General features: G+C 71.0%; 11 protein-coding genes. 5 read left to right on the forward strand and 6 right to left on the reverse strand.

Features of this window, described 5'->3' with window-relative positions; translation table 11 throughout:
* The first annotated feature begins 64 nt into the window (after window positions 1-64).
* The gene (locus tag C4V41_RS53280; protein ID WP_103963736.1) at window positions 65-1,054 is read left to right on the forward strand and encodes an ArsR/SmtB family transcription factor; all 990 of its coding nucleotides are present in this window, start codon (window positions 65-67) and stop codon (window positions 1,052-1,054) included.
* Here the strand turns inward: C4V41_RS53280 and C4V41_RS53285 are convergent.
* From C4V41_RS53285 to C4V41_RS53295, 3 genes are read right to left on the reverse strand one after another with little or no spacing between them, the layout of a single operon-like run.
* Complete coding sequence (locus tag C4V41_RS53285; RefSeq protein WP_103963737.1) at window positions 1,051-1,848, reverse strand: hypothetical protein; 798 nt, start codon at window positions 1,846-1,848, stop codon at window positions 1,051-1,053. The genes C4V41_RS53280 and C4V41_RS53285 overlap by 4 nt on opposite strands.
* 26 nt (window positions 1,849-1,874) lie before the next feature.
* Complete coding sequence (locus tag C4V41_RS53290; protein WP_146104164.1) at window positions 1,875-2,897, reverse strand: CU044_5270 family protein; 1,023 nt, start codon at window positions 2,895-2,897, stop codon at window positions 1,875-1,877.
* Window positions 2,890-3,456, reverse strand: a complete 567-nt coding sequence (locus C4V41_RS53295; RefSeq protein ID WP_103963739.1) for an RNA polymerase sigma factor — start codon at window positions 3,454-3,456, stop codon at window positions 2,890-2,892. The genes C4V41_RS53290 and C4V41_RS53295 overlap by 8 nt, the downstream gene beginning before the upstream one ends.
* A gap of 131 nt (window positions 3,457-3,587) precedes the next feature.
* Between C4V41_RS53295 and C4V41_RS53300 the strand changes: the two genes are divergently transcribed.
* From C4V41_RS53300 to C4V41_RS53310, 3 genes are all read left to right on the forward strand, one after another.
* Window positions 3,588-4,229: an HNH endonuclease family protein gene (locus C4V41_RS53300; RefSeq protein ID WP_103963798.1), complete on the forward strand. Its 642-nt coding sequence runs from the start codon at window positions 3,588-3,590 to the stop codon at window positions 4,227-4,229.
* 78 nt (window positions 4,230-4,307) lie between these two features.
* A complete protein-coding gene (locus C4V41_RS53305) occupies window positions 4,308-5,519 on the forward strand; it encodes a cytochrome P450 (RefSeq protein ID WP_235030945.1) in 1,212 nt (403 codons plus the stop codon).
* 49 nt (window positions 5,520-5,568) lie between these two features.
* Window positions 5,569-6,066 (forward strand): phosphotransferase-like protein, encoded by a 498-nt coding sequence (locus C4V41_RS53310; RefSeq protein WP_103963740.1) that lies wholly within the window; start codon window positions 5,569-5,571, stop codon window positions 6,064-6,066.
* A gap of 41 nt (window positions 6,067-6,107) precedes the next feature.
* Here C4V41_RS53310 and C4V41_RS53315 read toward each other — a convergent pair whose 3' ends face one another.
* The gene (locus tag C4V41_RS53315) at window positions 6,108-8,147 is read right to left on the reverse strand and encodes a cellulose binding domain-containing protein (RefSeq protein ID WP_103963741.1); all 2,040 of its coding nucleotides are present in this window, start codon (window positions 8,145-8,147) and stop codon (window positions 6,108-6,110) included.
* A 132-nt stretch (window positions 8,148-8,279) separates the two neighbouring features.
* On the opposite strand from C4V41_RS53315, the gene C4V41_RS53320 reads away from it, so the two are divergent.
* Window positions 8,280-9,257, forward strand: a complete 978-nt coding sequence (locus tag C4V41_RS53320; RefSeq protein ID WP_103963800.1) for a LuxR C-terminal-related transcriptional regulator — start codon at window positions 8,280-8,282, stop codon at window positions 9,255-9,257.
* On the opposite strand, the gene C4V41_RS53325 is transcribed toward C4V41_RS53320, so the two are convergent.
* On the reverse strand, window positions 9,258-12,836 hold the full coding sequence (locus tag C4V41_RS53325) for a S8 family peptidase (protein WP_103963742.1): 3,579 nt from the start codon (window positions 12,834-12,836) through the stop codon (window positions 9,258-9,260).
* Window positions 12,837-13,007: 171 nt separating this feature from the next.
* On the reverse strand, window positions 13,008-14,387 hold the full coding sequence (locus C4V41_RS53330) for an alpha/beta fold hydrolase (protein ID WP_103963743.1): 1,380 nt from the start codon (window positions 14,385-14,387) through the stop codon (window positions 13,008-13,010).
* Window positions 14,388-14,413 lie beyond the last annotated feature (26 nt).

Raw genomic sequence — 14,413 nt, forward strand, 5'->3', positions numbered from 1 at the left:
GGCGGGAGCGCGGGCGTCCATTGATTAAGCTCGTACCGAATCGGCGAGCGACGGAGGAGGCGGGATGAAGGCGCGGCTGACCTTCTCGGTGAACGACCTGGCCGAGACCCGGTTCGCCGTCTCGCCGATGTGGGAGGTCGTCACGAGTTGCCGGGTGCTGAACGCCGCCGTGGTGCCGGAGCCCCATCGCGGCTGGGCCGACCAGGTGCGTCCCCGGCTCGCGGCCGCGGGGCTCGATCGTGGGTGGCTGGCCGACATGATTCCGGCCCTCGGCCACCTTCCCGACTTTCTCAACCCGGCACCCGCGACCGCGTCCCCCGATCTTGGAGACGAGCTGGCCGTCATCGAGGCGACCGACCCCGAGCTGGTACGGCGGGACCTCGGCCACCTGGCCGCCGAGCGCGACGGCCGGTTGTCCTCCCGGCTGCGCGGCCTGCACCGGGCCCCTCAGACCCAACTGCCCCGGATCGTCGCGGAGATCGACGCCTACTGGCGGCTCGCGATCGCGCCTTACTGGGGCAGGATCCGCTCGGTGCTGGAGGCTGACATCTTCCACCGGGGCCGCCAGGTGGCCGAGCAGGGCACGGCCCAGGCGCTCAACGACCTGCACCACACGGTGCGCTGGTCCGCCGGAGGCCTCCACCTGGTGCAGCGGCACTGCGCCATCACCAGGATCGAGACCGGCGCCGGGCTGCTCCTGGTGCCGTCGGTGTTCGCCTGGCCGCGCGTGCTGACCCGGTCCGTCGTGTCGGAGACGCCCCAGCTCGCCTACCCGGCGCGCGGGATCGGCACGTTGTGGGAGCGCCGGGCGCATGAGCGGGTGGAAGCCCTCGCCGCCGTGATCGGCCGATCCCGCGCCCTGATCCTGACCGAACTCGACTCGCCCGCCTCGACCACCGAGCTCGCCCAGCGGTCGGGGCTCTCCGCGGCGGGCGTGTCCCAGCACCTCACGGCGCTGCGGGCGGCCGGCCTGACCAGCACCCACCGGGCGGGCCGCCTGGTCCTCTACGCTCGCACCGGCCTCGCCGACGCGCTGCTCACCGCACAGGCTTAGAGCATGGGGGTCATGGCGAACTCCTGGTACACCCGCTCCTTGGCCGCCCAGGCCGCGGGCGAGTAGGCGGCGTAGAACGTCTTGCCGCACTCCAGGTCCTTGAGGGCCGCCTTGATCTCCTTGGCCAGGTACGGCCTGGCCTCGGCGGGCTTCATCGGCCCCCACATGACCGGCTTATCGCCCTTGTGGTTCTTCTTGGCGAGCTCCGTACGCTCCTTCAGGAACTTCGACCGCCCGAGCTCGGCCAGGACCGACGGCTTGGTCGGGCCGGCGCCCAGACACTTGGCGAACCGCTCGCCAAGCCCCACGAGTCGCGGGTCCTTGTCGAGCGGGGCGATCGAGTCCTCCAGTGCCGTGTCGAGCTTGGTGAGATAGTCGTCCCAGAACGAGGTGACGGTCATGCCCAGGTGCTCCTTGGCGGCCTTGGCGAAGCAGCCCTCGTCGGCGGCGCGCCACTTCTTCAGCTCTTTGGCTGACATCGCCATCATGTTCTTGTTGTTCGGGTTCTCCTTGGACGCGGCGTCCGGGAAGACGTGCTTGGACCAGACGCCGAATCCGTATTTAGCGCGATAAGCGCGCAGCGCCTCGTAGTCGCCGGCCAGGCGCTCGCGCTCACCGGGCTGCCACTGGCGCTTGACGACCGGTTCGGCCAGGTAGGTGAGGCCCTGCTCCTTCATGCAGGCGACCCGCGTCTCCTCCATGGCGGCCTTCTTCTCGTACGCGGCCTCCGTCCCGGGTGACAGGGCGCCGGCGATGAGGACGGCCGCGACGGCCTTGGTCGCTGTGATGATCATGACAGTGCTCCTTAGGAAGGGAACGTTCAGCAGGGGATCTTCATGCGGGACGCCTTCGGTGACACCTCGGGCAGTCCGGGTACGAGATCGACGGCGAGCACCGCGGTGCCGGTCGTCGTGTTCCTGGGGATGGTGTAGTCGCGGCCGCCGGGCAGCTCGACCTCGGTGTCCCTGACGTAGACGTAGCGCTCGCCCAGGTAGTGGTACGTCTTCCGGTCGAAGATCAGCTCGGATCGGGTGCCGTTGCCCTCGTCCATCGCCACGGCCAGACCGGGGCGGCCCGCCGCGTCCACCGCGTCAGGGATGAGGACGATGCCGTTCAGGCCGGCGGCCACCTGGTAGAGCGCGGCGCTCAGGCTGGGGCGTACCACCGACTCCATGGCCAGCCGCTTCAGTGAGGACCAGATGCGCAGCGGCTTCTCGCCCGTGCCGGCCACGATCTTCGCGCGCACCTGGGCCGGGTCCGTCGGCCAGGCGCCGAGCCGGGCGTAGGCGGGTTCGCCGGGGCAGCCCGCCGTCTCGGAGACGATGTCCTCGACGCCGTGGTCCCAGTATTTCCGGGGCGCCGGTCCCGTGGCCGACAGGGCCTGCTCGCGGCTCAGCCAGGGCTTGTTCACATCGGCGGCCTCCCAGCGCTCCTCGCTGGCCGTGATCGTGGTGCCCTGCGGTTCGCCCGACTTGCCCCGGGTGTGCAGGTACCGCTGGGCCAGCTTCTTGGTGTGGACGTACTGGCCGCGGTCCGGAACCGTGCCGGCCTGGCCTGCGGCGGCCTGTGCGGCCAGCTTGAGCAGCGCCTTGGCGTCGGCCGGCGGCGCGGCCATCGGAGAGCCGGAGCCGCCCAGGCTCACCTGGGTGGCGAGGATGCCGGCGGTCAGCGTCACCGCCATCGCGCCGACCAGGGCGACGCGCCGGACCGGCAGCGCGGTACGCCGGGTGCGGCGCGGCCGGTCGAACCGGGCCACCAGCTCGGCACGGGAGCCCGCCAAGTCGCGCTCCGTCGCCTCAGGAGTGCCGGCCCACAGCCGGCCGATCTCCCTCATCTCATCCATGGTCTGCTCCCTCCAGAGCCTGCCGGACCTTCTTGCGCGCCCGGTTGAGCCGGGATCGCACGGTCCCGACCGGGACGCCCAGCGCCCCGGCCACCTCCTCGTACGTCAGTTCCGCCCACGCCACCAGCAACAACGCGTCCCTGTCGCCCTTGCGTAACCCGGCCAGCGCCGCCACCAGCGGCCGGTTGACCGCGAGGGTGCCCACGCCGTCCTCCACCGGGCCGCCGGTGATCTCCGCCGGGTCCACGCCGCCGCGCACGTACGCCCGGTAGCGGGCCACCTCGCGCCGACGTCGTTTGCCGATCACGTTCGAGGCGATGCCGTACAGCCAGGGCCGGGCACTGATCTGGTCATGCTCGTAGCGGTGCCGGTGCTCGAAGGCGGCCAGGAACGTCTCGGACACCACGTCGTCGGCCGCGTCCGGGCCGAGCCTGCGGGCCGCGTAGCGGTGCAGGGCGGGTGCGTGCCGGTCGAACACCGTGGCGAACGCCTCCGGTTCGCGTACCGACCGGCGAATCAGGTCGGTGTCGGCGGCCTCGGCTGTCGCCGATTCGGCCATGAAGTGGTCAGCTCCCTTCACATGGCTAGCGGGCAGATTCGCCTGTACTTACCGCTGTTCCGACGGAAGGTTCACGGGGAGGCAAAATATCGCCGCCATGGATGGGCAGATCGTGGGGTATGGGCAGCACCATGATCTTCTTGAGGCGGGCAGTCTGGGTCGCCGTACTCGCTCTCGTGGTCACCTTGATCACCGTGCCACCGGCGACGGCCGAACCACGTCAGCGATCACAGGCCGCGAGCGCGGCCGTCGCCCGGCGCATGCTGGCCCAGCTCAAGGTCGCCAGGCCGCTGTCCATCCGGGGCTACAGCCGCGAGCGGTTCCAGCCTCTGTGGGCGCGGCACAAGGGCAAGTGCAGCACCCGGGAGGTCGTCCTGGCCCGCGACGGGCGGCACGTACGCCGGAACAAGGCCTGCCATCCGGTCAAGGGCCGCTGGTACAGCCCGTACGACGGCAGGCGGCTCAAGAGCGAGAAGCAGGTGGACGTCGACCATGTCGTGCCGCTCGCGTACGCCTGGCGCTCGGGTGCCAAACGCTGGAGCCAGGCCAAGCGGCGCGCCTTCGCCAACGACGTCACCCGCCCCGAACTGCTCGCGGTCAGCCACTCCGCCAACATCGCCAAGGGCGGTCAGGGTCCCCAGAGCTGGCGGCCGAAACGCCGCGCCTACTGGTGCCGGTACGCCACCTCCTGGATCACCGTCAAACGCCACTACCGGCTCTTCGTGACCCACAAGGAGAGGGTGGCCCTGCTCAACATGCTGCGCACCTGCTGATCGGGCCTTGACCTTCGGCGGCTGATTCCGTACGTTCCCAGCGAGTTTGTTGGACGACGGCATAGCCCGGAGGCGGCTTTGACAGAACAGTCCAGCACCACCCCGACGTGGCCCGATCTTCCCCCAGGCCCGTACGGCACCCTCTCGCCCGACATCCCGCGCCGGCACGCCGAGGCCCCGATGGAACCCGCCACGCTGCCCAGCGGCGACCGGGTTCCGATGCTCGTCCGGTACGCGGACGTCCGCACCGTGCTCATGTCCCCGGCCAGCAGCCGCAACCTGCGCGAACCCGGCCTGCCCCGGATGGCCAAGGGCATGTTCCTGGACGACGACCCGGCGGCGCTCATGAACCAGGACCCGCCGGAGCACACCCGCTACCGCCGCATCATGCACGGCACGTTCACCCCCAAGCACATCGAACGCTGGCGGCCTCGCGCGGCGGCCATCGCGGCCGAGCTGATCGACGCGGCCGGCGCGGAGTTCGACCTGGTCACGGACTACGCGCTGCTGCTGCCCGCCCGGGTGATCTGCGAGATGCTCGGCGTGCCGATGGACCGCTACGAGGACTTCCGGGGCTGGACGGAGACGTTCCTGTCCACCTCCGACGCCACCGCCGAGGCCAGGATCGAGGGGATGGCCGCGCTCACGGCCTATACGCGCGAGCTGCTCCAACAACACCGGGCCGAGCCGGGGGACGACCTGGTCGACCTGCTCATCGGGGCACGCGACGCGGGCGACGGGCTCAGCGAGGACGAGCTGACCAACATGGTCTTCACGCTGATCGTGGCCGGGCACGAGACCACCGCCTCGATGATCAGCCGGGGCACGTACCGCCTGCTCTGCCACCCTGACCAGTACGCCGAACTCGCCGCCCGCCCGGAGGGGGTGCCGGCGGCGGTGGAGGAGATCCTGCGCCACGAGGCCCCCGGCAGCAACGGCATGCTGCGGCGGATCACCGAGGACGTCGAGGTGTCCGCCGGGCCGATCGCGGCGGGCAGCGTCGTGCTGCCCAACATCTCGGCGGCCAACCACGACCCGGCGGTGTTCGAGGACCCGCTACGGTTCGACATCCACCGGTTCGCCACCACGCCGCCCAACCCGCACCTGGGGCTCGGCCACGGGCCTCACTACTGCCTGGGGGCGAACCTGGCCAGGATGGAACTCCAGGAGGCGTTCCACGCCCTGGTCACCCGCTTGCCCGCACTTCAGGCGCAGGAGGATCTGGCGGCCGTACGGTGGACCGACGGCTTCGTCTTCCGGCCGCTACGGCTGCTGGTCAAGGCCGGTTAGACAGCCGATCCGCCGGGGGTTCCTGGTTCGTGTCGATGATCGAGGGGTCATGCGGGTTCTGGTGTTGTCGGGGCCTCCGGCGGTGGGCAAGAGCACTCTGGGGCGGTTGGTGGCGGCCGGCCGGCCGGGGCGGTGTGCGTTCATCGATGTGGACGACGTACGGCAGCTCGTCGTCTCGGGCATGGTCGCCCCGTGGAAAGGCGAAGAGGGGCGGCGGCAGCGGTGGCTCAGCGCGGTGAACGCGTGCGGCCTGGCCCGCAACTTCGTCGCGGCCGGGATCGACGTCGTCATCGCGGACGTGCTCGACGCCGAGACCCTCTCCGTCTACCGGGAGCTGCTGGAGCGGCGGCTGGTGGTGCGGCTGGACGTCGCGTTCGAGCGGGCGCGGGAGCGGGCTGAGCGGCGGCCGGTGTATCTGAGCTGGGAAGAGTTCGCGATGTTGCACCGGGAGCAGGAAGCGGTGGACGGTGCCGACGTGCGGGTGGACACGACCGGGCTGAGCGTCGAGGAGACGGCAGCCCGGGTGGTGGCGGTCTGGAAGCCTTAGAGGGATCGCGCGCCCCCGGTGACCGGGGGCGCGCACAGAACCTATTGAAGGGTGCAGACGGTTCCGTTGAGGGTGAAGACGCGGGGCAGGACGTTCGGCCCGCTGTAGTTGCCGACGAAGCCGATCGTGGCCGTCGCGCCGGTGGCCAGCGAGCCGTTGCCGGGCTCGTTGACGGCCTTGACGTCGGACCCGTCCTGGGTCCAGGTCGCGCTCCATCCGCTCCCCAGGCTCTGCCAGGTCCTGGGCCAGGTGAAGGCCAGGGTCCAGCCGTTGAGCGGGGCGCCGTTGTTGGTGATGTCGATCGCGCCGACGTACCCGCTGGCCCAGTCGGTCGGGATGGTGAGCTTCACCGAGCAGGCGCTCGCGGCCGGGGTGCCGGTCGTGAAGGTCAGCGGCGGTGAGCTCCACGAGAGGGCGCCGCCGGTGTCGCGGGCGATCACGTTGAGTGTGTAGCGGGTGCCGGGCCGCAGGTTGTGGACCGTGAACGTGGTTCCGGAGGTCTCGCCGAGCTGCTCGGTGATGGCGCCGTTCTGGCGGTGGATCTCGTACTTGGCGATCGGGCGCGCGCCCCTGGAGGCGGCGGGCCAGGTGATCGTGGCGCTGTCGTGGGTGATCTGCGTGGTCTTGGGCTGCCCCGGCGCGCCCGGCAGGCCGGTCGACGGGGCGGACGGGCGCAGGACGAGCGTGGTGAGGGAGAGCGGCGGCAGGGTCTGGGTGGTCGCGGTGCCGGTGGTCGTGGTGGTGATGGTGGTGGCGCCGTTCGTGTGGGTCAGTACGGTGGGCGCGCCGGCGGCGGGGGTGAAGCCTTCGTAGTCGAGCGCCACGGGGTACGAGGTGTCCGAGGAGGTGTTGATCAGCAGCACCGACAGGTCGCCATTGGTACGCCGGGTGGCGTGCGCGGTGACCTTGGGCTGGTCGGTCGCGGCCCGGATGAACTGGTCGCCGGGACGGGCGAACTCGCTCATCATCCGCAGCGCGTAATAGGGCGCGAAGGGCGTGTTGAGCGGTGGCTCGCACACCGTGCCGTCGGCGTTGCACACGCCGCTCGACAGCAGGCCGAAGTCGCCGTAGTCGGTGTGGCCCTCGACCTCGGTGACGTTGCCGATGCCGTTGTGGACGTTCCACCAGTCCACCGTGAAGACGCCGCCCGCCAGCAGGGACGCGTAGGCGTCGGCGGCGGCCAGGGCGCCGGGCTGGGTGTTGGTGCCGTTGCTGCTCGAACCCGTGTTGAACTCGGTCATCGCGATGCCGATCCGGTCGGAGCCGGGGCCGGCGTACTGGGCGATCTGCTCGCGGGTGAGCTGGATGATGTCCTGGATATGTCCGGACTTGTCTAGGGCGCCGGGATACCAGTGCAGGATGGCGAAGTCGATCTTCTCGCCGGCCGCCGAAAGCACGACCTTGTTCCAGCTTCCACTGTCACCCGCGCCCACGATGGCGTCGGGCCAGTTGGCGGGCGTGGTCAGCACCGCGCCGATCTTGATGGTGGGATCGGCGGCCTTCATCGCGTCCGCGTACGAAACGACGTGGCGGGCGTACTCGTTGGGCGACTTGTCCGCGTGGTTGTCCGCCTCCCACGCGGTCCCGTAGTGGCCGTTGCCGTAGTTCTCGTTGCCGATCTCCCAGTACTTGATGCCGTACTTCTTGGTGACGTTGGCATGACGTACCCAGGCGGCCGCCTCCTCGGCGGTCCCGGTGCCGTAGTTGGCGGTCACCATCGCCTGCGCCCCGGTACGCCGCACGCCGCCCATGAACGTGTCGAAGTCGGTGTTGGGCGCCACATAGCCACCGGGAGCGGTGTGGTCGGCCCAGTGGTAGATGTCGGAGTACGAGCCGCCGGGATAGCGCAGCAGCTTCATCCCCGCGTCCTTGAGCAGGTCGGCGGTCTGGTTCGTGCCCAGATTCGTGTCCCAGATCGCATGGTTGGTACCAAGGCCGGTCTCAGGGACCTTCGAGAGCGCGGCACGGGCGTTGACGGTCACCGCGACGGGGGTGACCTCGTCCGCGTGCGCGACCGGGACGTTCAGCGCGGTCAGCGTCAGCATGACGGCGAACGCGGCTCTTAACGGGACTTTCGGCATCGGAGCACCTCGCCATGGCTAGCGGTATCCACTCGACGCCTCCTCCTGACCAGGAAGCATCATGATCATGGGGGTTGGCCCGGCTCCCGGTCAATCGCGGCTGAAACTTTCACGAGTGCCATCATGGACGGCATGCTGGAGGTTGCCGGGCTGGGTGAGGTGGAGGAACGGGCGTACCGGTTACTCGTGCGGGCCGGCGAGGCGGACGTGGCCGATCTCGCCGAAGAGCTGGGGCTCACGACGGACGCGACGACCGGCGCGCTGGCCGCCATGCGGGGCGCCGGGCTGGCGCGCGAGGTGGGGCCGGGCAGGTTCGCGCCGGTGGCGCCGGAGATCGCGCTCGGCCCGAAGCTCGTACGCCAGCAGGAGACGATCGACTGGGCCCGCCAGGCCGTGGAGCAGCTCGCCGAGGAATATCGGGGCAGTCAGCGCCGCAGGAACGCCGACCACCTGATCGAGATCCTGCCGAGCCGGGACGCGCTGCGCGAGCAGGTACGCCACCTGCAGGACACCGCCCGCGAGGAGGTCATGGCCTTCTGCCGGGCGGGGCACGTGGTGATGCCGTCGTCCGACAACACCGAGGAGCTGGAGGCGCTCGGGCGCGGCGTGGCCTACCGGGTCATCTACGAGCGGGCCCTGGTGGAGGAGCCCGGGATGATGGCCAACGTGGCTTATGGGATCGGCCTTGGAGAGCAGGCCAGGGCCGTACGGACGCTGCCGGTCCGGATGATGATCGCCGACCGGGCCACCGCGGTGCTGCCGCTGGTGCAGCACACGCGCGGCACGGCCGAGCCGACGGCCGCCCTCGTACGCGGAAGCAGCCTGCTGGAGGCGCTGATCGCCCTGTTCGACGTCCAGTGGGAGCGGGCCACGCCGATCAGGATCCAGGAGGACGGCCGCCTGGCCGACGCCGCCTCGTGCCCGCTGGACGCCGACGAGCTGTACCTGCTGTCGCTGCTGGTCGCGGGCGTGCCGGAGAAGACGATCGCGAGCCAGCTCGGGCTCAGCCTGCGCACCGTGCAGCGCCGCGTCTACCACCTCATGCAGCTCGCGGGCGCGCAGACCAGGATGCAACTTGCCTGGCATGCGGCCCGCGAGCGCTGGTTGTGACTACTTGACCCCGTACGCCCGGGTGACGGTCTGCTCGAACCGGCCGCCGTTCGGGCCGGTCGCGGTGACCCGCAGCGAGACCCCGGTGCCGGTGGGCCGGTGCGCCACCAGCGACGTGTACCGGCCGTGGCCCAGAGGCACGAGCGGCAACCGGCGCCAGGTCGAGCCGTCGTCGTAGGACATCTCGACGGTCAGCGAGCTCGACCCGGGCGCGGCGAAGCCGAGCAGCGCCGCCCTCGGCACCCGTCCTTCGAGGTCGGTGGGCAGGTCGTAGTCCACGCCCAGCAGCGGCAGCGCCTTGGTGCCCTCGGAGCGGGCCGACCTGAACGTCCAGGCGCTCTTCGTGGCCGTGGCGTAACGCCACTCCTCCGAGGTCCGCGTCGTGGACAGCTCCAGACGGTACTCGGCGTTCTCCGCCACGGCGGGCAGATCGCCGAACAGGTCGTCGCGCTCCTCCACCAACCGGCCGTTCCGGTAGTAGCGGGCCGCCGTGGTGTCCCTGTCGGCGCTCTCGAACGCGTAGCCGCGGTGCCCGTCGGCGTCCACGAACTCCGGCACCCGCACCGACAGCACGTCACCCGTCCGGGTGGCGGTCTCGACGACCGGGCGTACGACGGGGGCGAACCAGCGTTCCTTGACGACCTCGCCCGCCCGGTACGTCCGCGGCCCGTCGGTCAGGCCGCCGCGCAGCCGGCTCATCGACTCCCAGGTCAGCGCGTGCTGGACCACGTGCTGCCACTGGGTGTCGCCCGAGCTGACGTACTCGGCCCTGCGCAGCGGCGTCGGCAGGATGCGCTGGGTCTCCATCTGCAGGCCCAGGTCGTACGTCTGCCAGGGCCGCCAGCCGAACCGCTGGTCCTTGCCGAAGCCCTCGCCGCCGGACTCGTGGTAGCCGGAGTCGACCAGGGCGGTGTTGCGCCAGCTCACCTCGTGCACGATCCGCTGGGGGATCCGGCCGGACGAGACCTGCATGACCTCGTACAGGTAAGGGGTCGCGAACGCCCCCGTCACCTCCAGCGTGGCCCTGCCCGCCTGCTTCAGCAGCACCTGACCGCGGTCGTGCGTGATCAGCAGGGTCGGGATCGGGTCGCGGTCGCCGACCGGGGACCAGGGCTGCCACATCGCGCGGCCGTCGGGGCCGACGACGATCGCCGCCGCCGCGCCGGCCTCGGCCAGCTCCTTGACCTTGTCGTCCCAGTCGCCGAACTCCTCGCTGACGACGACGACGGCCTTGCCCTTGACGTCGCCCCCGGCCTTGACGAGCCGCCAGCGCCTGGTGCCGGTGATCTCCGGCGACCTGATCGCGGGCCGCACGACCAGCGTGTCGCGGCCCAGCCTGGCCGACACCCGGGGCGCGGCGAGCTGCCAGCGGGAGGAGAACTCGAACGTGCCGTTGGCGACCTGCGCGGTCGGGGTGACCGCCAGGCCCTCGACGGAGGGGAAGTTCATCGAGCCCAGAATGATCTCGCGGGAGCCGTACGTGCGGTGGGTGAAATAGGTGGAGATGCCGTCCTGGATCACCGGCTGGGAGGTCTTGATCTCCACGGGGACGGCGGTCCTGGCGTCGAGCACCACCTCCATGTCCCTGTCGACCCGCAGCTCGGGCTTGACGACGAGGGTGTCCATGGGCAGCTCGTCGCTGGTCTCGCCCATGATGGCCTGCGTGTGGTACGTGCCCTCGGGCACCTCCACGGTCCAGCCCTCGTTCTCGAACAGGATGTAGCCGTACACGTCGTCGCGGCTGGCGGCGCCGTACATGGCGATGAACGGGACCCGGGCCGGGCCGCCGTCGCGCTCGACGGCGGTGAAGTTCACCTTGTGCATCTTGCCGCGGCGGGTCAGCACGATCGTGGTGTGCGCGACCGCGGTGCCGTCGGTGGCGGTGACGGAGCCGGTGTGCCGGCCGTGCGCCAGCTTCGCCAGGTCCACCTTGGCCTCGACCGTGGCGGTCGAGCCCGGCTCCACCGTGACCGTCGTGGCGGACAGGCTCAGCGCGCCCGCGCCGGGCGCGGTGCCGTCCAGGTTGGTCAGGGCGGGGGTGAGCGTCAGCGTGACGGGGGCCTGGCCGGAGTTGCCGTAGGTGATGGTGCCGCCGGGGGCGGTGGTGTCGCCGTCCTCGTGCACGCCCATGCTGATCGAGGCGGTGGCGGTCACGGTCTGCCGTACGGCCTTCGCCACGTCCAGGCGGCCGCCGCCCTGCTCGTACGCGGTCTGCCCGTCGATCGTCTTCGCCGTGGACACCAGGGCGTCCTTGAGCTGCCCGGCCTTCCACTCGGGGTGCCGCTGGGCCAGGATCGCCGCCGCGCCGGCCACGTGCGGCGTGGCCATGGACGTGCCGGAGAGCTTCGTGTGCAGGTCGTCGACCGGCGTCCCGAGGCTCGTCCCCGCCGCCCGGGCGGCGATGATGTTCACGCCGGGGGCGGTGATGTCCGGCTTGAGCGCCTCGTCCAGGCGTGGGCCCCGGCTGGAGAAGGGGGCGAGCGCGTCGTTGGCGTCCACGGCGCCGACGGTCAGCGCCGAGGTGGCGGCGCCGGGCGAGCCGACCTCGTACTCGCCGCCCTCGTTGCCGGCCGCGATGACGAACAGCGCGCCGGTCTCCGCCGTCAGCGTGTCCACGGCGGTGCTGAGCGGGTCGGTGCCGTCGGTGGCGCCGCCGCCGAGGCTCATGTTGATCACATCGGCGCCGCTCTCCCTGGCCGCCCACTCCATGCCGGCGAGCACCTGGGACTCCGTGCCGCTGCCGCGCGCGTCGAGAACCTTGCCGATCACCAGCTCGGCACCGGGAGCGACGCCCTTGCGCAGGCCCTTCGAGGCGGCGCCGGTGCCCGCCACGGTGGCGGCGACGTGGGTGCCGTGCCCGTGCTCGTCCTTGGCCGAGCCGGTGTCGGTGAAGTCGCGGGTCGCGGTGACCTTGGCGGCGACGTCGGCGTGGGCCGGGTCGATGCCGGTGTCCAGGACGGCCACCTTGACGCCCTTGCCGTCGTACCCGTCCTGCCACGCCTGCGGGGCGCCCACCTGCGGGACGCTGTGCTCCAGCGACGCGGTGACCTTCCCGTCCAGCCAGATCTTGGCCAGCCCGTCGCGCAGGCGCGGCTCGGCGGTGGCGGCGCTCCACAGGACGGGTAGTTCGTCCTTGTCCGCCCGTAAGGCCCGTGCCTTGACGCTGCGCAGCGTGATCGCCTGGTCGTCGGCCTTCTCGTACGACAGGAGGAGCGGCAGGGTGTCGCTGCGCTCGTCGTCGTACCCCTGCTCGATCAGGTCGCCGACCGAGAACAGCCGCTCGTCCATGAGCCCGCGCGACAGGTACGGCACCATGTCGGCGGGCGTGACCACCAGGTCGCCGTTCTCCTCCCTGGTGAAGAACCTCACGTCCTCCCGGCCCTTGGCGGGCCGCACGGTCGCCGAGCGCCTGCCGCCGGCGAACTCCCGCACCGACACCACGTCACCGGTGATCAGCGTGACGTGGCGCAGGGCGCCGGGGGCTGTGGCGGGCTCGGGTGCGGCGGCCTGCGCCGGCACCGGTACGGCCAGCATCGCCAGGCCCACACCGGCGGCGCCGAAGCGGGTGATCCATCTCATGAACGAACCTACTTTGACTCGTCGCGCTATTCGTTCAAGAGAATGAAGGATCAGACCGGTCCAGAGGCACCCCTATGGCCTGGCTAAACAGCGACATGTCATGAATATGACACCTTCACTTCACCGACGTGAGCGGCAGCCGGCGCCCGGCCGCGACGTCCTTGGCGGTGATCAGGTTGAGCACGATGTCCCCTTCGAAGAGGGGGTGTCGCCGGCCGGCAGCGCGCCCGTCGTGACGTACCGGCTGACGTGGTCGATCACGCACGGGTTGGCCATGGCGGCGAACAGGTTGTGCCCGGGGCCGTCAAACTTGATCATCCGGCTGCCGGGCACCTGGGCGGCCACCCGGGACGTGCCGCCGAAGTCGAGCCAGGTGCCGGCGCCGAGCAGCGGCGGGAGCGTGCGGGGCAGCGGCTTCGGCGGGTTGCTGACCGGGGCCGGCCAGCCGGCGCAGGTGAGCGGGAGGTGCCAGGCGAGCGGGAACACGCCGCCCAGGTTGGGGGCGACCTTGTCCAGGCGCTTGACCGTACGCGCGACCTGCTTCGGCCCGGTGGGACGGGGGAAGTCGAGGCACTCCTTCACCCCGCCGCCCGACAGTCCCGGGTACGGGTTCTTCTCGGAGGCGGCGAAGTTCGAGGCGTCACCGCGCTCCGCCTCCCCGATGGCCGCCGTGAGCCTGGCGTAGTTCGACGAGTCCCACCTGACCTGCTGGAACAGCAGCATCCGCAGTTGCGCCCCGGTGTAGGCCGCGTTCACCTTCGGGGCCGGGATCGGTTTCTTGTCCGCGGCGGCGACCAGGGCCCGCCAGCGCCGCTCCAGCTCCGGTCCGCCCTGCTCGAAGAAGCGGTCCATCAGGGGCTCGTAGTCGCGGGCGAGGGCGTCGAGCTCACGCTGCCAGTCGCGCGGGCTGTGGTTGCCCGTGCCGTCGATGTAGATGGTGCGCACCCTTTCTGGGAACTGCCGGGCGTACGCCTGGGCGATGGTGCCGCCGTACGAGGTGCCGATGAAGTTCATCTCCTTCTCGCCGAGGGCCCGGCGGATGGCGTCGGCGTCGCGGGCGTCGCTCGCGGAGTCCATGTGGTCGAAGAGGCCGGGGTCGGTGCTGCGGCACTTGTCCGCCCTGGCCCGGTTCTCGGCCGCGAGGCGGTCGAAGGCGGCCTGGTCCGCGGGCACGCGGTCCGGCGTGCGGACGAGGCCCCAGTCGCAGTTCAGCACCGGGGTGCTGAGGCCGGGATAGCCGCGCGGGTCCCAGGTGATGACGTCCATCGACTCCCGGATCTTGGCGAAGATCTGCGGCCGCGCCCCCAGGGCGGCGATCTGGCCGCCCTGGGGGCCGCCGAAGTTGATCAGCACGGAGCCCTTCCTGGTTCCGGTGGCGGGCAGGCGGGCCATCTTGAGATTGAGCTTCCGGGTGCTGCCCGGCGCCAGGGCCACGGGCAGGTCCGCGCACCGCAGCGCGGACTGCCCGGGGCAGGCGGTCCACTGGAGCTCTTCGGCGGCGGCCGGGGCGGGGGTGGTCAGCACGGTCAGTGCCAGCAGAGTTCTGATCACCCGGAGAACGCTACGAACGGCGGGCC

This window comes from Nonomuraea solani (assembly GCF_900108335.1).
Lineage (GTDB): Bacteria > Actinomycetota > Actinomycetes > Streptosporangiales > Streptosporangiaceae > Nonomuraea > Nonomuraea solani.

Excerpts from the sequence above, each read along its gene's own strand:
- C4V41_RS53315 (WP_103963741.1), bottom strand. The coding sequence starts at position 8,147 with ATGCCGAAAGTCCCGTTAAGAGCCGCGTTCGCCGTCATGCTGACGCTG.
- C4V41_RS53325 (WP_103963742.1), bottom strand. The coding sequence starts at position 12,836 with ATGAGATGGATCACCCGCTTCGGCGCCGCCGGTGTGGGCCTGGCGATG.
- C4V41_RS53285 (WP_103963737.1), bottom strand. The coding sequence starts at position 1,848 with ATGATCATCACAGCGACCAAGGCCGTCGCGGCCGTCCTCATCGCCGGC.
- C4V41_RS53310 (WP_103963740.1), top strand. The coding sequence starts at position 5,569 with ATGCGGGTTCTGGTGTTGTCGGGGCCTCCGGCGGTGGGCAAGAGCACT.
- C4V41_RS53320 (WP_103963800.1), top strand. The coding sequence starts at position 8,280 with ATGCTGGAGGTTGCCGGGCTGGGTGAGGTGGAGGAACGGGCGTACCGG.
- C4V41_RS53300 (WP_103963798.1), top strand. The coding sequence starts at position 3,588 with ATGATCTTCTTGAGGCGGGCAGTCTGGGTCGCCGTACTCGCTCTCGTG.
- C4V41_RS53290 (WP_146104164.1), bottom strand. The coding sequence starts at position 2,897 with ATGGATGAGATGAGGGAGATCGGCCGGCTGTGGGCCGGCACTCCTGAG.
- C4V41_RS53280 (WP_103963736.1), top strand. The coding sequence starts at position 65 with ATGAAGGCGCGGCTGACCTTCTCGGTGAACGACCTGGCCGAGACCCGG.
- C4V41_RS53295 (WP_103963739.1), bottom strand. The coding sequence starts at position 3,456 with ATGGCCGAATCGGCGACAGCCGAGGCCGCCGACACCGACCTGATTCGC.